This is a genomic window from Streptococcus oralis, assembly GCF_003943395.1.
GTDB lineage: Bacteria > Bacillota > Bacilli > Lactobacillales > Streptococcaceae > Streptococcus > Streptococcus oralis_BF.
In genome coordinates this window covers 13,565-35,148 of record NZ_RJPJ01000012.1, presented here as the reverse complement: position 1 = coordinate 35,148, position 21,584 = coordinate 13,565, and the positions used below count along the sequence as shown (strand labels likewise).

Here is a 21,584-nt window from a genome sequence, read left to right as displayed (position 1 = left end):
CAAAGTTTTTTAAGAATTGTTAGAAAAAAGGAGATGGATATGAAATTTGGGAAAAGACACTATCGTCCCCAGGTGGATCAGATGGATTGTGGCGTGGCTTCCTTGGCTATGGTCTTTGGCTACTATGGTAGTTATTACTCCTTGGCCCATCTACGAGAGTTAGCTAAGACGACCATGGATGGGACGACTGCTTTGGGGCTTGTAAAGGTGGCAGAGGAGATTGGCTTTGAGACGCGAGCTATCAAGGCGGATATGACGCTCTTTGACTTGCCAGATTTGACCTTTCCCTTTGTGGCTCATGTGCTCAAGGAAGGGAAATTGCTCCACTACTATGTGGTGACAGGTCAGGATAAGAAGACCATCCATATCGCTGATCCAGATCCCGGTGTCAAGCTGACCAAGATTTCCCGTGAGCGATTTGCGCAAGAGTGGACAGGGATTAGTCTCTTTATGGCGCCATCTCCGGACTATAAGCCCCATAAGGAGAAAAAACAGGGGCTCCTATCCTTCTTGCCAATCTTACTCAAACAGCGAGGTTTAATTGCCAATATCGTCCTAGCGACACTCTTGGTAACCCTGATCAATATCGTGGGCTCCTATTATCTCCAGTCTATCATTGATAGTTATGTGCCAGATCAGATGCGTTCGACCTTGGGCATCATCTCAATAGGACTAGTCATCGTCTATATCCTCCAGCAGATTTTGTCCTATGCGCAGGAGTACCTCCTACTAATCCTTGGGCAACGCCTGTCAATTGATGTGATTTTGTCCTATATCAAGCATGTTTTTCACCTGCCAATGTCCTTTTTTGCGACACGCAGGACAGGAGAAATCGTGTCGCGTTTTACAGATGCCAATAGTATCATCGATGCGCTGGCGTCGACCATTCTGTCGATTTTCCTAGATGTGTCGACGGTTTTGATTATCTCGCTTGTCTTGTTTTCACAAAATATGACACTCTTTTTCATTAGTTTACTTGCACTTCCCATCTATACAGTGATTATCTTTGCCTTTATGAAGCCGTTTGAAAAGATGAATCGGGATACCATGGAAGCCAATGCGGTTCTGTCTTCTTCTATTATCGAGGACATCAACGGTATTGAGACCATTAAGTCTTTGACCAGTGAAAGTTCACGCTATCAAAAGATTGACAAGGAATTTGTAGCGTATCTGAAAAAATCCTTTACCTATAGTCGGGCAGAAAGTCAACAAAAAGCTCTGAAAAAGCTTGCTCAGCTTCTGCTCAATGTTGCCGTTCTCTGGATGGGAGCAGTACTAGTCATGGATGGGAAAATGAGTTTGGGCCAGCTGATCACTTATAATACCCTGCTTGTTTACTTTACCAATCCATTGGAAAATATCATCAACCTACAAACCAAACTTCAGACCGCACAAGTGGCTAATAATCGCTTAAATGAGGTTTATCTGGTAGCTTCGGAGTTTGAGGAGAAGAAAACGGTCGAAGATTTGAGCATGATGAAAGGGGATATGACCTTTAAACAAGTTCACTACAAGTATGGCTACGGTCGAGATGTTTTGTCGGATATCAATTTGACGATTCCGCAAGGTTCTAAGGTGGCTTTTGTGGGGATTTCGGGGTCAGGAAAGACCACATTGGCCAAGATGATGGTTAACTTTTACGACCCAAGTCAGGGAGAGATTAGTCTGGGTGGTGTCAATCTCAATCAGATTGACAAAAAGGCCCTGCGCCAGTACATCAACTATCTGCCTCAACAGCCCTATGTCTTTAACGGAACAATCTTGGAGAATCTTCTCCTGGGAGCTAAGGAAGGGACGACACAGGAGGATATTCTACGAGCAGTTGAATTGGCAGAGATTCGGGAGGATATTGAGCGGATGCCACTGAATTACCAGACAGAATTGACTTCGGATGGGGCTGGAATTTCTGGTGGGCAACGGCAGCGAATCGCTTTGGCGCGTGCTCTCTTGACAGATGCGCCTGTTTTGATATTAGATGAGGCGACCAGCAGTTTGGATATTTTGACAGAGAAGCGGATTGTGGATAATCTCATGGCTTTGGATAAGACCTTGATTTTCATCGCCCATCGCTTGACCATCGCTGAGCGAACAGAAAAGGTTGTTGTTTTGGATCAGGGCAAGATTGTCGAAGAAGGAAACCATGTAGACTTGCTTGCTCGAGGTGGATTTTACGCCCATTTGGTGAATAGCTAGAAAGAGGAGAAGATGAAACCAGAATTTTTAGAAAGTGCGGAGTTTTACCATCGTCGTTATCATAATTTTTCCAGTCGAGTGATTTTACCCATGTCAATTCTGCTCGTGTTTTTACTTGGCTTTGCAGTCTTTGCAGAGAAGGAGATGAGTTTGTCTACCCGAGCTACTGTCGAACCTAGTCGGATCATTGCCAACATCCAGTCGACTAGCAATCAACGCATCGTGGCTAATTATCTAGAAGAAAACAAACTAGTCAAGCAGGGGGATCTCCTCGTTCAGTACCAGCAAGGGGCTGAGGCTGTCCAGGTCGAAGCATACGCCAGCCAGTTGGAGATGTTTAAGGATCAAAAAAAACAGTTGGGTTATTTGCAATCCAGTTTGAAAGAGGGGAGTGATCAATTTCCAGAGGCAGATAAGTTTGGTTATCAGGAGATGTTTCGAGACTATCTCAGCCAAGCTAGTAGTCTTAGAAGTAATGTTTCTCAGCAAAATGCCAGCATCTCCTCTCAAAATGCAGCAGCAAGTCAGAGCCAGGCCGAGATTGGCAATCTTATCAGCCAAACACAGGATAAAATTCAAGATTACAAAACAGCTAAGTCGGCGATTGAAACAGGAGCCCAGCTGGATAGTCAAAATGCAGCCTACTCTTTTTATCAGACCTATAAAAACCAAGCTGGAGAAGATCCGCAAGCTAAATCGCAAGTTATTGCACAGGTGGATGCACAAATCAGCCAGCTAGAGTCTAGTTTAGCTACTTATCGTGTGCAGTATGCAGGTTCTGGAGCTCAACAAGCCTACGCAACGGGACTGGCTAGTCAGCTTGAATCCCTCAAGTCCCAGCACTTGGTCAAAGTCGGTCAGGAATTAACCCTTCTAGATCAGAAAATTTTAGAAGCAGAGTCGGGTAAGAAAGTCCAGGGAGGTCTCCTAGATAAGGGGAAAATCACAGCAAGTGAGGATGGGGTGCTTCACCTTAATCCTGAGACCAGTGATTCTACCATGGTTGCAGAAGGAACCCTGCTAGCCCAACTGTACCCAGCCTTGGAACGAGAAGGAAAAACCAAACTCACAGCTTATCTCAGTTCAAAAGATGTTGCAAGGCTTAAGGTAGGTGATTCTGTTCGCTTTACTACAACCAAGGATGCTAACAAAGAACTTATTCTTGTTTCTGCGATTACGAATATTGATGCGACAGCTACCAAGACTGAAAAGGGAAATTTCTTTAAAATAGAGGCGGAGACAAGTCTGGCTCCTGAACAAGCAGAAGAGCTTCGCTACGGTTCAGAAGGACGTTTGACACTAATCACAGGAAAGAAAAGTTATTTCCGCTATTATTGGGATCAATTTTTAAACAGAGAATAATGTTTGTTTTTAATGCAATATTATACTTTTAAAACTGTAAAATGTTTTGATTTTACAGTTTTTCTTAATATTAAAAAGAGCCACCTCCGACGTCGTTCGCAAATTCTTGCTATTTCCGTTATTTTGTAGTAGAATGAAGTAAAGTAATACGAAAGGCGAACTTTAAAATGTCAAAAGAATTGATCTATTCGGGAAAAGCCAAGGATATCTATACAACTGAGGATGAAAATCTCATTATTTCAACTTACAAGGACCAGGCGACTGCTTTCAACGGTATCAAGAAGGAGCAGATTGCGGGTAAGGGAGTGTTAAATAATCAGATTTCATCTTTTATTTTTGAGAAATTAAATGCGGCTGGTGTAGCGACTCACTTTGTGGAGAAACTTTCGGACACGGAACAACTCAATAAAAAAGTTGAGATTATTCCTTTGGAAGTTGTGCTCCGCAACTACACGGCTGGTTCCTTTTCAAAACGTTTTGGCGTAGATGAAGGTATCTCATTTGAGACTCCGATCGTCGAATTTTACTATAAAAATGATGATTTGGATGATCCCTTTATTAATGATGAGCATGTAAAATTCCTTAAAATTGCGGATGACCAGCAGATTGCTTACTTGAAGGAAGAAACCCGTCGTATCAATGAGCTCTTGAAAGCTTGGTTTGCTGAGATTGGACTTAAATTGATTGACTTTAAGCTAGAGTTCGGATTTGACAAAGATGGCAAGATTATCTTGGCAGACGAGTTTTCACCAGATAACTGCCGTTTGTGGGATGCAGATGGCAACCACATGGATAAGGATGTTTTCCGTAGAGGATTGGGAGAACTAACAGACGTTTATGAGATTGTCTGGGAAAAATTGCAGGAATTGAAATAATCTGTTTGTAAGACTCTCAAGGTCGTTTGGGAACATTGCAAGAGCTGAAATAAAGGAATAAGAATTGATGGATAAACGTATTTTTGTTGAGAAAAAGGCTGATTTTCAGGTCAAGTCAGAGAGTTTGGTAAGGGAGCTCCAGCACAACTTGGGACTGTCAACTTTGAAAAGTATTCGCATTGTGCAGGTTTATGATGTCTTTGATTTGGCAGAGGACTTGTTTGCACCTGCAGAGAAGCACATCTTCTCTGAGCAGGTGACGGATCATGTCTTGGACGAAGCGGCCGTGCAAGCGGATCTTGCTAACTATGCTTTCTTTGCCATTGAAAGTTTGCCAGGACAGTTTGACCAGCGCGCAGCTTCGTCACAGGAAGCCTTGCTTTTACTGGGAAGTTCAAGTGACGTGACGGTCAACACAGCTCAACTTTACTTGGTTAATAAAGATATTGATGCGACTGAGTTGGAAGCGGTCAAGAACTACCTGCTCAACCCAGTTGATTCTCGTTTCAAGGACATCACGACAGGGATTGCCAAGCAGGAATTTTCAGAGTCGGACAAGACCATTCCTAAATTGACTTTCTTTGAAAGTTATACGGCAGAAGACTTTGCTCGCTACAAGGCCGAGCAAGGGATGGCAATGGAAGTGGATGATTTGCTCTTTATCCAAGACTACTTCAAGTCAATTGGGCGCGTGCCAACTGAGACAGAGCTCAAAGTTTTGGATACTTACTGGTCTGACCACTGCCGTCACACGACTTTTGAGACGGAGTTGAAACACATTGATTTCTCAGCTTCTAAATTCCAAAAGCAATTGCAAGCGACTTATGACAAGTATATTGCCATGCGTGAGGAACTAGGTCGGTCTGAAAAGCCACAAACCTTGATGGATATGGCGACTATTTTCGGTCGTTATGAGCGTGCTAATGGTCGTTTGGACGATATGGAAGTGTCTGACGAAATCAATGCATGCTCGGTTGAAATCGAAGTGGACGTTGATGGTGTCAAGGAACCATGGCTTCTCATGTTCAAAAACGAAACCCACAACCACCCAACGGAAATTGAACCATTTGGTGGCGCGGCTACTTGTATCGGTGGGGCTATTCGTGACCCATTGTCAGGCCGTTCCTACGTTTATCAAGCCATGCGTATCTCAGGTGCTGGTGATATTACAGCACCGATTTCGGAAACTCGCGCTGGTAAATTGCCACAACAAGTCATTTCGAAAACAGCGGCTCATGGTTATTCTTCGTATGGGAACCAGATTGGTCTTGCGACGACCTACGTTCGTGAATATTTCCACCCCGGGTTTGTAGCTAAACGTATGGAGCTAGGTGCCGTTGTCGGAGCGGCTCCTAAGGGAAATGTAGTCCGTGAAAAACCGGAAACCGGTGATGTGATTATACTTCTTGGTGGTAAAACTGGGCGTGATGGTGTAGGTGGTGCGACAGGGTCTTCTAAGGTTCAAACAGTTGAGTCTGTAGAGACTGCCGGTGCTGAGGTTCAAAAAGGGAATGCCATCGAAGAACGCAAGATTCAGCGCCTTTTCCGTAATGGCGATGTCACTCGTCTCATCAAGAAATCCAACGACTTTGGAGCAGGTGGTGTCTGTGTGGCTATCGGTGAATTGGCAGATGGTCTTGAAATCGACCTCAACAAGGTTCCTCTTAAATACCAAGGCTTGAATGGTACAGAAATTGCTATCTCTGAATCACAAGAACGGATGGCAGTTGTGGTGCGTCCTGAAGACGTAGATGCCTTCGTTGCAGAATGTAATAAAGAAAATATTGACGCGGTTGTTGTGGCAACAGTGACTGAAAAACCAAATCTTGTCATGCACTGGAATGGTGAAACCATCGTCGACTTGGAACGTCGTTTCCTTGATACAAACGGTGTGCGCGTAGTCGTTGATGCCAAGGTTGTGGACAAGGATGTCAAACTCCCAGAAGAACGCACAACAAGTACTGACACACTTGAAGCTGATACCCTTGCGGTTCTGTCTGATCTCAACCATGCGAGTCAAAAAGGTTTGCAAACCATCTTTGACTGTTCGGTCGGTCGTTCTACAGTCAATCACCCACTTGGTGGTCGCTACCAACTCACACCGACTGAAGCTTCTGTTCAGAAATTGCCAGTTCAACACGGTGTGACTCACACTGCGTCTGTCATGGCCCAAGGATTCAATCCATATGTGGCAGAATGGTCTCCATACCATGGCGCTGCTTATGCAGTTATCGAAGCAACCGCTCGTTTGGTGGCTGCTGGTGCCAACTGGTCCAAGGCTCGTTTCTCTTATCAAGAATACTTCGAGCGGATGGACAAGCAAGCAGAGCGTTTTGGTCAGCCAGTAGCAGCGCTTCTAGGTTCTATCGAAGCACAAATCCAACTTGGCTTGCCATCTATTGGTGGGAAGGATTCCATGTCTGGTACCTTTGAAGAATTGACAGTGCCACCAACCTTGGTTGCCTTTGGGGTGACGACAGCGGATAGCCGTAAGGTACTTTCTCCAGAGTTCAAAGCTGCTGGTGAAAACATCTACTACATCCCAGGTCAAGCCCTCTCTGCAGAGATTGATTTTGACTTGATTAAGTCTAACTTTGCTCAATTTGAAGCCCTTCAAAAAGCTCACAAAGTGACGGCAGCTTCAGCTGTCAAATATGGTGGTGTCCTTGAAACCTTGGCTCTTGCTACCTTTGGAAACCATATTGGCGCAGAGGTAACCTTGCCTGAACTTGAAACAGCCTTGACAGCTCAATTAGGCGGATTTGTCTTCACATCTCCTGAAGAAATCGCTGGAGTGGAGAAAATCGGTCAAACGACAGCAGACTTTACACTCCTTGTCAACGGTGTGAAGCTAGATGGACACAAACTTGACAGTGCCTTCCAAGGAAAACTGGAAGAAGTCTACCCAACTGAATTTGCCCAAGCTAAAGAATTGGACGAAGTTCCAGCTGTCGCTTCTGACGCAGTCATCAAAGCCAAGGAAACTATTGAAAAACCTGTGGTTTACATCCCAGTCTTCCCAGGAACCAACTCAGAATATGACTCAGCTAAGGCCTTCGAAAAAGAAGGTGCAGAGGTCAACTTGGTGCCATTCGTGACCTTGAATGAAGAAGTCATTGTCAAGTCAGTTGAAACCATGGTTGACAACATCGGTAAGGCTAACATCCTCTTCTTTGCAGGTGGCTTCTCAGCTGCGGACGAGCCAGATGGATCAGCTAAATTTATTGTCAATATCCTTCTTAATGAAAAAGTGCGTGCAGCCATTGATAGCTTTATTGCTCGTGGTGGTTTGATTATCGGTATCTGTAATGGATTCCAGGCCTTGGTCAAATCGGGCCTTCTTCCATACGGGAACTTCGAGGATGCCAGCAGTACTAGCCCAACCCTCTTCTACAATGATGCCAACCAGCACGTGGCCAAGATGGTGGAAACTCGAATTGCCAATACCAACTCGCCATGGTTGGCTGGAGTGCAAGTGGGCGATATCCATGCCATCCCAGTATCGCACGGTGAAGGGAAGTTTGTTGTGACGGCCGAGGAATTTGCGGAGCTCCGTGACAATGGTCAAATCTTTAGCCAATACGTTGACTTTGACGGCAAACCAAGTATGGAATCTAAGTACAATCCAAATGGTTCGGTCAATGCGATCGAAGGTATCACAAGCAAGAACGGTCAAATCATTGGTAAGATGGGTCACTCAGAACGTTATGAAGATGGTCTTTTCCAAAACATCCCAGGAAATAAAGATCAACATCTCTTTGCGTCAGCAGTTAAATACTTTACTGGAAAATAAGAATTGCAGTTTTTCTAATAGATAGTATCTGTAATATAAAAGTCATGTAGATCTAGCTCTTAGTGTTACACAAATAAAAATTAGGTATAAAAAATGACATACGAAGTAAAATCTCTTAATGAAGAATGTGGTGTTTTCGGTATCTGGGGACATCCAGATGCTGCTAAATTGACCTATTTTGGTCTCCATAGTCTTCAGCACCGTGGTCAGGAGGGGGCAGGAATCCTCTCCAATGATCAGGGACAATTGAAGCGTCATCGTGATATGGGGCTTTTGTCAGAAGTGTTCAGAAACCCAGCTAATTTGGATAAATTGACAGGATCTGCTGCTATTGGGCATGTGCGTTATGCGACTGCTGGCGAAGCTTCTGTAGATAACATCCAGCCTTTCATTTTTCGCTTTCATGATATGCAGTTTGGCTTGGCCCATAATGGAAATCTGACCAATGCCGAATCGCTCAAGAAAGAATTGGAACAAAGAGGTGCTATTTTCAGCTCAACCTCTGATTCAGAAATCTTAGCTCATTTGATTCGTCGTAGTCACAATCCTAGTTTGATGGGCAAAATCAAGGAAGCGCTCAGTCTTGTCAAAGGTGGCTTTGCTTATATCTTGCTTTTTGAGGACAAGTTGATTGCGGCCCTTGACCCTAATGGCTTCCGTCCGCTTTCGATTGGGAAAATGACCAACGAAGCGGTAGTGGTTTCCTCCGAAACCTGTGCTTTTGAAGTTATTGGTGCTGAGTGGATTCGAGATTTGAAGCCTGGAGAGATTGTGATCATTGATGATAAGGGCATCCAGTATGATAGCTATACAGATGATACCCAGCTCGCAATCTGCTCTATGGAGTACATCTACTTTGCCCGTCCTGATTCTAATATTCACGGAATCAACGTTCATACTGCTCGGAAACGTATGGGGGCCCAATTGGCGCGTGAATTCAAGCATGAAGCGGATATCGTGGTTGGTGTGCCCAATTCCTCACTCAGCGCAGCTATGGGATTTGCGGAGGAGTCTGGTCTGCCAAATGAAATGGGTCTCATCAAGAACCAATACACGCAACGCACCTTTATCCAACCGACTCAAGAATTGCGGGAGCAAGGAGTTCGGATGAAGCTATCTGCTGTTTCGGGCGTTGTCAAAGGCAAACGTGTGGTCATGATTGATGATTCCATTGTTCGTGGGACAACCTCTCGCCGTATCGTTCAGCTTTTGAAAGAAGCAGGTGCGTCCGAGGTTCACGTTGCTATTGGCAGTCCTGCGCTAGCTTATCCATGTTTTTACGGGATTGATATCCAGACTCGTCAGGAGTTGATTGCTGCCAATCATACGGTCGAAGAAACCTGTCAAATCATTGGTGCGGATAGCCTGACCTATCTTTCTGTTGAAGGTTTGATTGATTCGATTGGTATTGAAACAGATGCGCCGAACGGTGGTCTCTGTGTCGCTTACTTTGACGGTGACTACCCAACTCCTCTCTACGACTATGAAGAAGACTATCGTAGAAGTTTGGAAGAAAAGACCAGTTTTTATAAATAGGCGGAAGAAGGCTCTCCATTAAAGGAAAGGAATAAACAAATGACAAATAAGAATGCATACGCTCAATCGGGTGTGGATGTTGAAGCGGGTTATGAAGTTGTTGAACGGATCAAAAAGCACGTGGCTCGTACGGAGCGTGCAGGTGTCATGGGAGCTCTTGGTGGTTTCGGTGGCATGTTTGACCTTTCAAAGACGGGGGTCAAAGAACCTGTCTTGATCTCAGGGACTGACGGTGTCGGAACTAAGCTCATGTTGGCTATCAAGTATGACAAGCACGATACCATCGGTCAGGACTGTGTTGCCATGTGTGTCAATGACATCATCGCTGCAGGTGCGGAGCCTCTTTACTTCCTCGACTATGTGGCGACAGGGAAGAATGAACCAGCCAAGCTAGAACAAGTGGTTGCTGGTGTGGCAGAAGGTTGTGTGCAGGCAGGCGCTGCCCTCATTGGTGGGGAAACGGCTGAAATGCCTAGCATGTATGGTGCGGATGACTACGATTTGGCTGGATTTGCGGTCGGTGTGGCTGAAAAATCTCAAATCATTGACGGCTCAAAAGTGACAGAAGGAGATGTTCTTCTCGGATTGGCTTCAAGTGGGCTTCACTCAAATGGTTACTCACTTGTACGTCGTGTCTTTGCGGACTACACAGGTGAGGAAGTCTTGCCAGAATTGGAAGGCAAGAAACTCAAGGAAGTCCTTCTTGAGCCAACTCGTATCTATGTCAAGGCCGTCTTGCCACTCATCAAGGAAGAGCTGGTCAACGGTATTGCCCACATCACAGGTGGTGGCTTTATTGAGAATGTCCCTCGTATGTTTGCAGCTAACTTGGCTGCCGAGATTGAGGAAGACAAGGTTCCAGTGCTTCCGATTTTCAAGGCTCTTGAAAAATACGGTCAAATCAAGCATGAAGAAATGTTTGAAATCTTCAATATGGGTGTGGGACTCATGCTGGCAGTTAGCCCTGAAAATGTGAATCGTGTCAAGGAATTGCTGGATGAACTAGTTTATGAAATTGGTCGCATCGTCAAGAAAGAAAACGAAAGTGTCATCATCAAATGAAAAAAATAGCAGTTTTTGCCTCTGGTAATGGCTCAAATTTTCAGGTGATTGCCGAAGAATTTCCAGTGGAGTTTGTCTTTTCAGACCACCGAGATGCCTATGTGCTGGAGCGGGCAGACAAGCTTGGCGTCCTGTCCTATGCTTTTGAACTCAAGGAGTTTGAGAACAAGGCAGACTATGAAGCAGCTCTTGTCGAACTCTTGAAAGAACACCAGATTGACTTGGTTTGCCTAGCAGGCTATATGAGAATCGTTGGGCCAACCTTATTGGCAGCCTATGAAGGCCGAATCATCAATATCCATCCAGCCTACCTGCCAGAATTTCCAGGAGCTCATGGGATTGAGGACGCTTGGAATGCTGGAGTTACTGAGAGCGGCGTGACCATTCACTGGGTGGACTCAGGTGTGGATACAGGCAAGGTCATCAAACAAGTCCGTGTGCCACGTCTAGCAGATGATACTATCGAAAACTTTGAAGCTCGTATTCATGAGGCTGAGTACAAGTTGTATCCAGAGGTGCTGGATAGCTTGGGAGTGGAGAGAAGGTAAGAAGTAAATCAAGTTTTGATTGCGCAATCTTGCTAGGAGAAAAAATGATTGAACTGAAATTGGTAGATGAGAGCAGTTTTCAGGCAGTGCTGGATTTGAAAATATCAGAAGCTGATGAACGAGCACGTTTCGTAGCTCCAAATGTGCGCTCTTTAGCTGATGCATGGCTCTACCAGAAAAACGAAGATGTGTTTCCGATGGCAATCTATTGGGATAAGCAAGTGGTTGGCTTTCTCCTGCTAGAAATAGACAAGGATGAAGCGGAATATTTTATCTGGCGGATAATGATTGGTCAGCAGTACCAAGGAAGAGGTTATGGTCGAAAAACCTTGGAAGTTCTAATCAAAGAGGCTCAGATGGATAGAGCTTGCAGTCATATTACCGCAGATTATGTGGTTGGAAATGAAAAAATGAAGCACCTGTTGACTAGTCTGGGTTTTCAGGAAACAGGATTTATAGAAGAAAATAACGAAGTCGCTATGCGCTTGGATCTAAAGAAAGAGGAATAGAATGACGAAAAAGGCCTTAATCAGCGTCTCAGACAAAGCGGGCATTGTTGAATTTGCCCAAGAACTTAAAAAACTTGGTTGGGATATCATCTCGACAGGTGGTACCAAAGTTGCCCTTGATAATGCTGGGGTGGAGACCATTGCAATTGATGATGTGACTGGTTTTCCAGAAATGATGGACGGCCGTGTCAAGACCCTTCACCCAAATATCCATGGTGGTCTCCTCGCTCGTCGTGATCTTGATAGCCATCTAGAGGCTGCTAAGGATAATCAAATCGAGCTCATTGACCTTGTAGTGGTCAACCTCTATCCTTTCAAGGAAACGATCCTCAAACCAGACGTGACGTACGCTGACGCAGTTGAAAACATCGATATCGGTGGGCCATCTATGCTTCGTTCAGCAGCTAAAAACCATGCCAGCGTGACAGTTGTGGTAGACCCTGCTGACTACGCTATTGTTCTTGAAGAATTATCAGCAAATAGTGAAACTACTTATGAAACTCGCCAACGTTTGGCAGCCAAGGTTTTCCGTCACACAGCAGCTTATGATGCTTTGATTGCAGAATACTTCACAGCTCAAGTGGGTGAAGCAAAACCAGAAAAGCTCACTTTGACCTATGACCTCAAACAAGCCATGCGCTATGGGGAAAATCCTCAGCAAGATGCGGACTTCTACCAAAAAGCCTTGCCAACGGATTACTCGATTGCATCAGCGAAACAGCTCAACGGTAAAGAATTGTCCTTCAATAATATCCGCGATGCAGATGCAGCTATCCGCATTATCCGTGATTTCAAAGACCGTCCGACAGTTGTAGCATTGAAACATATGAATCCATGTGGGATTGGTCAAGCTGATGACATCGAAACTGCTTGGGACTATGCTTATGAGTCTGACCCAGTGTCTATCTTTGGTGGAATTGTCGTCCTTAACCGTGAGGTGGATGCTGCGACTGCTGAGAAGATGCACGGCGTTTTCCTCGAGATCATCATCGCACCAAGCTATACGGATGAAGCGCTAGCTATTTTGACTAACAAAAAGAAAAACTTGCGGATCCTGGCCTTGCCATTTGATGCTCAAGATGCTAGTGAAGTGGAAGCAGAGTACACAGGCGTGGTTGGTGGACTTCTCGTGCAAAACCAAGACGTGGTCAAGGAAAGCCCAGCTGACTGGCAAGTGGTGACCAAGCGCCAGCCAACCGAGACAGAAGCAACAGCTCTTGAATTCGCTTGGAAGGCCATCAAATACGTCAAATCAAATGGTATCATCATCACCAATGACCACATGACACTTGGTGTTGGCCCAGGTCAAACTAACCGTGTGGCCTCTGTTCGTATTGCCATCGACCAAGCCAAAGACCGCCTTGACGGCGCTGTTCTGGCTTCAGATGCCTTCTTCCCATTTGCGGATAACGTGGAAGAAATCGCCAAAGCGGGAATTAAGGCCATCATCCAGCCAGGAGGCTCCGTCCGTGACCAAGAGTCTATCGAAGCGGCGGACAAATATGGTTTGACTATGGTCTTCACAGGCGTGAGACATTTTAGACATTAAGAAGACAAAAGGGAGGAGAACAGTTTCTTTCCTTTTTTTGAAATTAAGTAATAGATTAATAAAAAATTATGAGAAACGAAACTTGTTGATAAGTTAGAAAAACATCATAATTTTAGAATAAAGGTGATAAATAAAGTTATGATAAATCGTGTTAGAAGTAGATATTTTTGATATAATGAATGTTAGAAGGGCGAAATTAAGGAGGGGATTAATTTGGAAATTAAAAAAAATTATTTAGTAAATAGATTTTTTTCCAGAAATACTATAAAAAACCTCGTACAAAATAAAAAAGATCCAATTTTTGAGTGTGTATCGCAACATCATAAATTAGGTAATAATTTGTCTATAATTCAAAATACTTATATGAAACTCTCTCAATCGTATAGAAATGAATATTTTTATAAAAATACGTTGTTAAATAAATTATTATTAGGGGTACATAGTATAAATACTACTACTGCTTTGACTGAAATACCTGTTGGAAATGCAAAACCAGATTTTATTTTAATAAATGGAAAAGCTGTGGTATATGAAATCAAAACTGAATTTGATAATTTTGACAGGTTAGAAAATCAAATCACAGAGTACTATAGAGCATTTAATCATGTTGCAATTGTTACTCATGAAAAAAATGTAAATTTAGCTTTGGAGAAAATTAAGTTGTTAAAAAAACCTGTAGGTCTTTATGTGCTCCAAAGAAACAGCAAAATTAAAACAATAATTAAACCAGAGAAGTACAATACTGATTTAGATAGGGAAATAATTTTTAAAATACTTCGTAAGGGGGAATATGAAAACATTATTGAGAAACATTTTAATTCGTTACCAGATGTGTCTCAATTTGAGTATTATGACGTTTGTAAATTATTAACCAAAAAGATTCCATTGGAACAGTTTTATTCGGATTTTCTTTTGGAATTGAAGAAGAGGAATTCAATAGATAAAGATTTATTTGCAGATGTTCCTTATGAGCTTAAATTTTTGGTGTATTTCATGAATTTTAAACCTAAGGATTTTAAGGCATTAAAGCAGTTTTTAAATGAATAAAGGAGTATTTATATGTATTTTCCGTATTTGAGAGGAAGACAGTATGAGTTGATTGCTCTTAGAGAATTGTTAGAAAATAATAAATTAGGAAGCGCTGTAATTCCAATTATTGAACCGGTAAGATTATCTCCTACACTGGTAAGTACTTTGGAGGGTTTTAAAGATAAGAGGCAGAAATGTTCTATTGTAATGAATCCAGGTGTAGGATCTTTTTTGGAGGAATATAGCGATTTTTCTAAAAGTAATCTTGCTACTCGATTGGATAGTTTGATTGATGAAAGTGAGAATTTTTATTATGTTTCGTTGATGAGTAAGGATTATAGTTTAGAAGAAAATTTTAAGTCTATTGCAGATATTGGCAAACAAATAACAGTATGTAAGAAGCCCGATGATTTACAAGGATATAATAAAAATTATAGGGAACAAGAGACGGCGTATAATTTTATTTCAGAAATAGGAAGACTAAAAAGAGAAGTTCAGGGAAATAAAGTCAAGATTAGTGACAATTTTGTTAAATTAGCAAGAAATACAGATTATTCAGACAAAGATGATGAATTCTTCTCAGATGATCATAAATATTTTATAGAAGATGAGTATAAGGGATTTTCTGACTATTCCATTGTAGGAGAGGAGTATAGTGAATCAGGTTTTGCTCCTTATGCTGTTGCTATCCACATCGTTTATTTTGATTCTGATGAAAATCTAAGAATTCACCATTTTGTATCAGAAACAAACCAAGATCCAACAAACCCAGCTGGTAAGTTTAAGGAAGCACTTGAAAAATTAATTACATTTGTCAACGAGGGCCTAGTGGAAAGAACACTGGCGATAAATGAATTTGAAAAATTGTATAAAACGGGTTCTTATCCAGGACTTGGCACAGTAAAGAAATTGTCCATTATGCATCATATTGAATTGGTTAGTAAGTATCTTGACCGAATCAGTGGAGACAGTGAATGAAAATTTGTAAAGATTGTTTTGCAGATGAGATTCTAAAAAACGAAGTTAATATAGCTGAAAGGCAAGCTAGCTGTGACATTTGTTCAAATAATAATGTTTGTGTTTATGATACACAGTGTGACGACTATTTAATTCCATTTTTGAGCTCTCTCGTTTCTATTTTTTCTCCAGTAGATAAAATAGAAAATTTCCCAGTTGGGCAAGAAACGCTTCTAAAAACAGAAATAGCCACAAATTGGAATATATTTACTACTAAAGAGGAGTTCAAGATTCACCAAATGCTTTCTGAGATTTGTAAAAATCTATTCGAAGAAAGTCCTGAATTGTTAACGCACCCTGTTGGAGTAAAGCAGATGTATGACCCAATTTATTTAAAAGATCATTCATTGTTCAGTAAGAGTTGGGAAGATTTTGTTGACGACATTAAATATAACAATCGTTTTCATTCAAATCAAATTAATAAATGCATTCTAAGAAAGTATTGTGAAGCTATTCAAAAGACTTATTCAGAAGGAGAACAGTTCTATAGGTGCAGGATTTCAAAAGACGGGAAACCATTTGAATCAGAAGGGATAGGGGCACCTCCTAAAGGTAAATCAGCCGATGGAAGAGCTAATCCAAAAGGGGTTGTAATGCTTTATTTAGGTGATTCAGAGACGACAACAATACATGAAACAAGAACAGGTTTGTATGATCATGTATGTATTGGCACTTTTAAGTTGAAGTCTGCAATAACAGTCATTGATTTTAAAAAAATAATTGAAATTAGCCCTTTTCAAGATGGTATTATTGATGATCTTGCTGAATTAGCGATTAATAAAAAAAATCTAAAAAAGATTGATTCTGAGATGGGGCGAGTAATGAGAAATTCTGATGATATTCTAGATTATATCCCTACTCAATATATAGCTGATTTTGTGAAATCTCTAACCAAACCAATTTCTGGAGAATTAATTTATCAAGGAATTGAATTCCGCAGCGTTATGAATCCCGAAGGATTCAATTTGGCTATATTTACGCCGGATTGTTTTGAGGTAACCGATATAAGGATGAAACGAATAAATTATATTTCTTATAGCTGGTAAGCTTAATACCTAATGAAGCTTTTCTACATACTTTTAGAGATATTCCGCACTCAATACCGCCTTGTTTTATAATGAGGCGGTATTGAATGTTTAAAGGCTAAAAATGAAATCGGTTCAGTAAGTTTACTCGATGTTGTATTTTTTACTCGCAAATATAATTAGATTAAAACGAACGTTTATGGTATAATATTAGTAAATAATTCGCAAAAGAGGTTGAAAGATGAAGCTGTTAGTTGTCGGCTCGGGTGGTCGTGAACATGCCATTGCTAAGAAGTTGCTTGAGTCAAAAGAAGTTGAAAAAGTCTTTGTAGCTCCTGGAAATGACGGAATGACTCTGGATGGTCTGGAATTGGCAAATATCGCTATTTCCGAACATTTTAAGTTGATTGAGTTTGCACAGGATAACGATATTGCCTGGACCTTCATCGGTCCGGATGATGCTTTGGCTGCTGGGATTGTAGATGATTTTAACCAAGCTGGTCTCAAGGCTTTTGGTCCGACTAGGGCTGCAGCGGAGCTGGAGTGGTCTAAGGATTTTGCAAAGGAAATCATGGTCAAATACGACGTTCCGACAGCAGCCTATGGCACATTTTCAGATTTCGAGGAAGCTAAGGCTTATATTGAGGAGAAAGGCGCTCCAATCGTAGTCAAGGCGGATGGGTTGGCGCTTGGGAAAGGTGTTGTCGTTGCTGAGACAGTCGAACAAGCGGTCGAAGCTGCTCATGAGATGCTTTTGGACAATAAATTTGGTGACTCAGGTGCGCGTGTGGTTATCGAGGAGTTTCTTTCAGGAGAGGAATTTTCACTTTTTGCCTTTGTCAATGGTGACAAGTTCTACATCATGCCAACGGCTCAGGACCACAAACGTGCCTATGATGGCGACAAGGGTCCTAACACTGGTGGGATGGGGGCCTATGCGCCAGTTCCACACTTACCACAGAGTGTGATTGACACAGCGGTTGACACTATTGTCAAGACAGTCCTTGAGGGCATGATTCAGGAAGGTCACCCTTATCTTGGTGTTCTTTATTCGGGGCTTATCTTGACAGCAGACGGACCGAAAGTCATCGAGTTTAACGCTCGGTTCGGAGATCCAGAAACTCAGATTATCTTGCCTCGTCTGACCTCCGATTTTGCACAAAATATCACGGATATCCTCGATGGCAAGGAGCCAAACATCACTTGGACGGATAAGGGTGTGACTCTGGGTGTGGTTGTCGCATCAAACGGCTACCCGCTAGACTATGAAAGAGGTGTTGAATTGCCAGAAAAAACTGAGGGAGATATCATAACCTACTATGCAGGGGCTAAGTTTTCGGAAAATAGCAGAGCACTGCTATCAAACGGTGGACGTGTCTATATGCTCGTCACCACAGCAGATACCGTCAAAGACGGTCAAAACACTATCTACAAGGAACTTGACAAACAAAACACAGAAGGCCTCTTTTACCGAACCGATATTGGAAGTAAGGCTATAAAAGATTAACAGATACTAAATTTGTCAATGGCGAGCATTAGCGAGCTGGTATAGAGCAATCACCGCTGTTGTGAAAGAACGATTGGATTATAAGCCAATCGTTCAGGGAAATCGGAAGACCTTGGGCTTCCGACTTTAGGCATGAGACACCTTTGGTGGCTGCTGCCGTCCCTCACAACCTAAGGTGATTGAAAAAAGAAAGGAAAAAAGGAAAAATTATGACTAAACCAGTAATTTCCATTATCATGGGCTCAAAATCTGACTGGGCAACCATGCAAAAAACTGCCGAAGTTCTCGACCGTTTCGGTGTAGCCTACGAAAAGAAGGTTGTCTCTGCCCACCGTACACCTGATCTCATGTTCAAGCATGCGGAAGAAGCACGTAGCCGTGGCACCAAGGTCATTATCGCAGGTGCAGGTGGCGCAGCCCATTTGCCAGGTATGGTAGCTGCCAAAACAACCCTTCCTGTCATTGGTGTGCCCGTCAAATCACGTGCCCTTAGTGGCGTGGACTCGCTTTACTCGATTGTACAGATGCCGGGCGGTGTGCCTGTTGCGACAATGGCTATCGGTGAGGCAGGTGCGACCAATGCTGCTCTCTTTGCCCTCCGTCTCCTGTCAGTAGAGGATCAGAGTATCGCGACAGCTTTGGCAGATTTTGCTGAAGAACAAGGGAAAATTGCAGAGGAGTCTACCAATGAGCTCATCTAAAACAATCGGAATTATCGGAGGTGGTCAGCTGGGTCAGATGATGGCCATTTCTGCTATCTACATGGGGCACAAGGTTATCGCGCTGGATCCTGCGGCGGATTGTCCTGCCTCTCGTGTAGCGGAAATCATCGTGGCTCCCTATAACGATGTGAACGCCCTTCGTCAGTTGGCTGAGCGTTGCGATGTCCTTACCTATGAGTTTGAAAATGTCGATGCTGACGGTCTGGATGCTGTCATCAAGGATGGACAACTCCCTCAAGGAACTGACCTGCTCCGCATCTCTCAAAATCGCATTTTTGAAAAGGACTTCCTCTCAAACAAGGCACAAGTCACTGTGGCACCCTACAAGGTTGTGACCTCAAGTCAAGATTTGGCGGAGATTGACTTGTCGAAAAATTATGTCCTTAAGACTGCGACAGGTGGCTACGATGGACATGGGCAAAAGGTCATTCGCTCAGAAGAAGACTTGGAAGAAGCCTGTGCACTAGCCGACTCAGCAGCCTGTGTTTTGGAAGAATTTGTCAACTTTGACCTTGAAATTTCTGTCATCGTGTCAGGAAATGGCAAGGAAGTGACGGTTTTCCCAGTTCAGGAAAATATCCACCGCAACAACATCCTATCTAAGACCATTGTGCCAGCTCGCATTTCTGACAGTCTAGCAGCCAAGGCCAAAGCTATGGCGGTTCGAATCGCAGAACAACTCAACTTGTCTGGAACGCTCTGTGTGGAAATGTTTGCGACAGCTGACGACATCATTGTCAATGAAATTGCTCCACGGCCACACAACTCTGGGCATTATTCAATTGAAGCCTGCGACTTCTCTCAGTTTGATACCCATATTCTGGGCGTTCTAGGAGCACCATTGCCAGCAATTAAATTACATGCGCCAGCCGTTATGCTCAATGTCCTCGGCCAGCATGTCGAAGCCGCTGAAAAATATGTCACAGAAAATCCAAGCGCCCACCTCCACCTATATGGTAAAATAGAAGCGAAGCACAACCGCAAAATGGGACATGTGACGTTGTTTAGTGATGTGCCGGATGAGGTTGAGGAGTTTTGATGATTAGTGTACAAGATAGGTATAATATAGATATACTCATGAATCAGATGGTATCGAGTAACTTACCTCCGTTTTTAGATGAATATTTTAAAATCCCAGATAGGTTATTTGAAAAAGTTAAACTTGATAAGATTCCAGTTTATCAAACAATTGGAAAAAGTGATTATGTGGAGTTAAATATAAAGCAAATTTCTAGATCTGAGTACGTTGAGAGAAATGGTTCAGAGGCGATAAAATACTTTGCATTTAAAAATAATGGCTCCAAGAGAATGATGGGAATAGTGAATCCTATATACTTTTTTTCGTTTGTTTATAATGCAGTAAGTGCACATAATGATTGGATAATGCAGTTGTATAATTCAGAAGAAATAGAAGATATTATACAAAAATCTAATTCTCCCATATTAGGTTTGGGCCAATTTTTTATAATTGATTATGAAAATCAAGATATACAAATCTTTGAAAAATATAAAAATTATACTAATGAATTAGACAGAAAACTAAATAAAAGTTTTGAAAAAAATGAAGAGAAATCTTTCTTAGTTGAGGGTAGTGGTCCATATTATTTATCTGCTGATTTAGAGAACTATTACTCATCAATTGATACAAATCTCTTGTTTACTCTTAGTTCATACGAACCATTTAATGATTTTGCTGACAGTATAGATGTGTTTTTTAAATTTTTAGGTGGCTATAATAGATCAGTAAATGAAAATCAGACAAATGGGATTATAACTGGCCCAATAAGTTCTTTCATTACAGCAGAATTTCTAAGTCTCGCTCTTGATGCAAAATTTAAGAATAAAGACATTACTATGTATTATAGATATGTGGACGATTATTCTTTTTATTCATACTCACAATCAGAGTTGGAAAAGAATATTGAGATTTTTGATAGATTGATTAGACCATTTTCGTTGACGCGAAAATTTGAAAAAACTGAAACAGGGAGAGGTTTTTCTAAAAATAATAAAGCAAATATAGATGAAGTGCATAGCTTATTCCCTTATTTAAACATTGATTTTAGAGGGGAAATATTAACTCTAGATAAGGTTAACTATAAGCAACTTAGAAAATATATAGAGAGTCTGGTTTCCCAGAATTATCTTAGTCAGATAAAAACTGTATTAACTAAATTAACAAATACAATAAAAGATGATAGAGTGAGGATAGATGAACAGATAGTTTCATATTTTATACCTTTCATACTTAAAGTATCCTATATTCATCCTAGATTGGTTTCGCATGTTTATAAATTAGTTGATCAAATTTGTAGCAAGTTAGCTAAGAATGCAGTTCCTAAATTAATAAAACAGTTGCTTGTAGACAGGGATTATATATTAGATTATTATTCAGAATCGGAATTTGAAATTTGGTTCTATTATATTATTACAAAATATTCAGAATCAGAAATTCGAAAACAAGAGCTTGCCTACTATTTGTCTCAGGCAGAGAAAGAAAATTTCTCTACAGAACCTATTATCTTAAGCTTTTTTGTAAAGAATGATTTTTCTAATAATAAGAAAATTTTTAATCGATTAAAAGATGAATATTGTTTAAAATTTGATTCTTTAAAAATTAATTCATATGATGAATCATTACCTTTGCAAGGAATTGCTATGTCTAGATGGTGGATTGTGCTGTTGGAGCTGTTTATTTATATAAGACGGACAGAGAAAAAGAGTGGACGAAAGCCAAAAGGGTTTGTGAGTTTACAAAGAGAAATTTATCCTTATTTTTATAAAAATAAGGATAAAGAAATTGATTTTAGTGAAATGGGGATATTTTGTGAGTTACTATAAGAAAGTGACTATGGGA

General features: G+C 41.7%; 16 protein-coding genes and 1 pseudogene. All 17 read left to right on the top strand.

The window, feature by feature from the left end; genetic code table 11:
- Positions 1-39: 39 nt before the first annotated feature.
- Positions 40-2,193, top strand: coding sequence for a peptide cleavage/export ABC transporter ComA (gene comA, locus D8802_RS08960; protein ID WP_125395594.1), 2,154 nt, complete (start codon positions 40-42; stop codon positions 2,191-2,193).
- Between the two features lie 12 nt (positions 2,194-2,205).
- Positions 2,206-3,555 (top strand): competence pheromone export protein ComB, encoded by a 1,350-nt coding sequence (gene comB, locus D8802_RS08955; protein WP_125395593.1) that lies wholly within the window; start codon positions 2,206-2,208, stop codon positions 3,553-3,555.
- A 167-nt stretch (positions 3,556-3,722) separates the two neighbouring features.
- Positions 3,723-4,430 (top strand): phosphoribosylaminoimidazolesuccinocarboxamide synthase, encoded by a 708-nt coding sequence (gene purC, locus D8802_RS08950; RefSeq protein ID WP_125395592.1) that lies wholly within the window; start codon positions 3,723-3,725, stop codon positions 4,428-4,430.
- Positions 4,431-4,497: 67 nt separating this feature from the next.
- Positions 4,498-8,223 carry a phosphoribosylformylglycinamidine synthase gene (locus tag D8802_RS08945; protein ID WP_125395591.1) on the top strand — a complete coding sequence of 1,242 codons (3,726 nt, stop codon included), beginning with the start codon at positions 4,498-4,500 and terminating at the stop codon, positions 8,221-8,223.
- 93 nt (positions 8,224-8,316) lie between these two features.
- Entirely contained in the window at positions 8,317-9,759 is a 1,443-nt protein-coding gene (purF, locus tag D8802_RS08940) for an amidophosphoribosyltransferase (protein ID WP_125395590.1), read from the top strand.
- A gap of 39 nt (positions 9,760-9,798) precedes the next feature.
- Positions 9,799-10,821 (top strand): phosphoribosylformylglycinamidine cyclo-ligase, encoded by a 1,023-nt coding sequence (gene purM / locus D8802_RS08935; RefSeq protein WP_125395589.1) that lies wholly within the window; start codon positions 9,799-9,801, stop codon positions 10,819-10,821.
- Positions 10,818-11,369 (top strand): phosphoribosylglycinamide formyltransferase, encoded by a 552-nt coding sequence (gene purN, locus D8802_RS08930; protein WP_125395588.1) that lies wholly within the window; start codon positions 10,818-10,820, stop codon positions 11,367-11,369. Before purM ends, purN begins: the two co-directional genes overlap by 4 nt.
- A gap of 44 nt (positions 11,370-11,413) precedes the next feature.
- Positions 11,414-11,878, top strand: coding sequence for a GNAT family N-acetyltransferase (locus D8802_RS08925; RefSeq protein ID WP_125395587.1), 465 nt, complete (start codon positions 11,414-11,416; stop codon positions 11,876-11,878).
- Position 11,879: 1 nt separating this feature from the next.
- Entirely contained in the window at positions 11,880-13,427 is a 1,548-nt protein-coding gene (purH, locus tag D8802_RS08920) for a bifunctional phosphoribosylaminoimidazolecarboxamide formyltransferase/IMP cyclohydrolase (protein ID WP_125395586.1), read from the top strand.
- 213 nt (positions 13,428-13,640) lie between these two features.
- Positions 13,641-14,474: a sce7726 family protein gene (locus D8802_RS08915; protein WP_065371464.1), complete on the top strand. Its 834-nt coding sequence runs from the start codon at positions 13,641-13,643 to the stop codon at positions 14,472-14,474.
- 12 nt (positions 14,475-14,486) lie between these two features.
- Positions 14,487-15,434 carry a sce7725 family protein gene (locus D8802_RS08910; protein WP_125395585.1) on the top strand — a complete coding sequence of 316 codons (948 nt, stop codon included), beginning with the start codon at positions 14,487-14,489 and terminating at the stop codon, positions 15,432-15,434.
- The gene (locus D8802_RS08905) at positions 15,431-16,519 is read left to right on the top strand and encodes an RES family NAD+ phosphorylase (RefSeq protein WP_125395584.1); all 1,089 of its coding nucleotides are present in this window, start codon (positions 15,431-15,433) and stop codon (positions 16,517-16,519) included. The genes D8802_RS08910 and D8802_RS08905 overlap by 4 nt, the downstream gene beginning before the upstream one ends.
- 220 nt (positions 16,520-16,739) lie before the next feature.
- Positions 16,740-18,005 (top strand): phosphoribosylamine--glycine ligase, encoded by a 1,266-nt coding sequence (gene purD / locus D8802_RS08900; protein ID WP_125395583.1) that lies wholly within the window; start codon positions 16,740-16,742, stop codon positions 18,003-18,005.
- Between the two features lie 61 nt (positions 18,006-18,066).
- A pseudogene (locus tag D8802_RS10375) lies at positions 18,067-18,184 on the top strand (phosphoribosylaminoimidazole carboxylase).
- A gap of 30 nt (positions 18,185-18,214) precedes the next feature.
- Positions 18,215-18,706, top strand: coding sequence for a 5-(carboxyamino)imidazole ribonucleotide mutase (gene purE, locus D8802_RS08890; protein ID WP_125395582.1), 492 nt, complete (start codon positions 18,215-18,217; stop codon positions 18,704-18,706).
- Complete coding sequence (gene purK / locus D8802_RS08885; RefSeq protein ID WP_125395581.1) at positions 18,693-19,766, top strand: 5-(carboxyamino)imidazole ribonucleotide synthase; 1,074 nt, start codon at positions 18,693-18,695, stop codon at positions 19,764-19,766. Before purE ends, purK begins: the two co-directional genes overlap by 14 nt.
- Positions 19,766-21,568, top strand: a complete 1,803-nt coding sequence (locus D8802_RS08880) for an RNA-dependent RNA polymerase family protein (RefSeq protein ID WP_125395580.1) — start codon at positions 19,766-19,768, stop codon at positions 21,566-21,568. The genes purK and D8802_RS08880 overlap by 1 nt, the downstream gene beginning before the upstream one ends.
- Positions 21,569-21,584 lie beyond the last annotated feature (16 nt).

Excerpts from the sequence above, each read along its gene's own strand:
- comA (WP_125395594.1), top strand. The coding sequence starts at position 40 with ATGAAATTTGGGAAAAGACACTATCGTCCCCAGGTGGATCAGATGGAT.
- comB (WP_125395593.1), top strand. The coding sequence starts at position 2,206 with ATGAAACCAGAATTTTTAGAAAGTGCGGAGTTTTACCATCGTCGTTAT.
- purC (WP_125395592.1), top strand. The coding sequence starts at position 3,723 with ATGTCAAAAGAATTGATCTATTCGGGAAAAGCCAAGGATATCTATACA.
- D8802_RS08945 (WP_125395591.1), top strand. The coding sequence starts at position 4,498 with ATGGATAAACGTATTTTTGTTGAGAAAAAGGCTGATTTTCAGGTCAAG.
- purF (WP_125395590.1), top strand. The coding sequence starts at position 8,317 with ATGACATACGAAGTAAAATCTCTTAATGAAGAATGTGGTGTTTTCGGT.
- purM (WP_125395589.1), top strand. The coding sequence starts at position 9,799 with ATGACAAATAAGAATGCATACGCTCAATCGGGTGTGGATGTTGAAGCG.
- purN (WP_125395588.1), top strand. The coding sequence starts at position 10,818 with ATGAAAAAAATAGCAGTTTTTGCCTCTGGTAATGGCTCAAATTTTCAG.
- D8802_RS08925 (WP_125395587.1), top strand. The coding sequence starts at position 11,414 with ATGATTGAACTGAAATTGGTAGATGAGAGCAGTTTTCAGGCAGTGCTG.
- purH (WP_125395586.1), top strand. The coding sequence starts at position 11,880 with ATGACGAAAAAGGCCTTAATCAGCGTCTCAGACAAAGCGGGCATTGTT.
- D8802_RS08910 (WP_125395585.1), top strand. The coding sequence starts at position 14,487 with ATGTATTTTCCGTATTTGAGAGGAAGACAGTATGAGTTGATTGCTCTT.
- D8802_RS08905 (WP_125395584.1), top strand. The coding sequence starts at position 15,431 with ATGAAAATTTGTAAAGATTGTTTTGCAGATGAGATTCTAAAAAACGAA.
- purD (WP_125395583.1), top strand. The coding sequence starts at position 16,740 with ATGAAGCTGTTAGTTGTCGGCTCGGGTGGTCGTGAACATGCCATTGCT.
- purE (WP_125395582.1), top strand. The coding sequence starts at position 18,215 with ATGACTAAACCAGTAATTTCCATTATCATGGGCTCAAAATCTGACTGG.
- purK (WP_125395581.1), top strand. The coding sequence starts at position 18,693 with ATGAGCTCATCTAAAACAATCGGAATTATCGGAGGTGGTCAGCTGGGT.
- D8802_RS08880 (WP_125395580.1), top strand. The coding sequence starts at position 19,766 with ATGATTAGTGTACAAGATAGGTATAATATAGATATACTCATGAATCAG.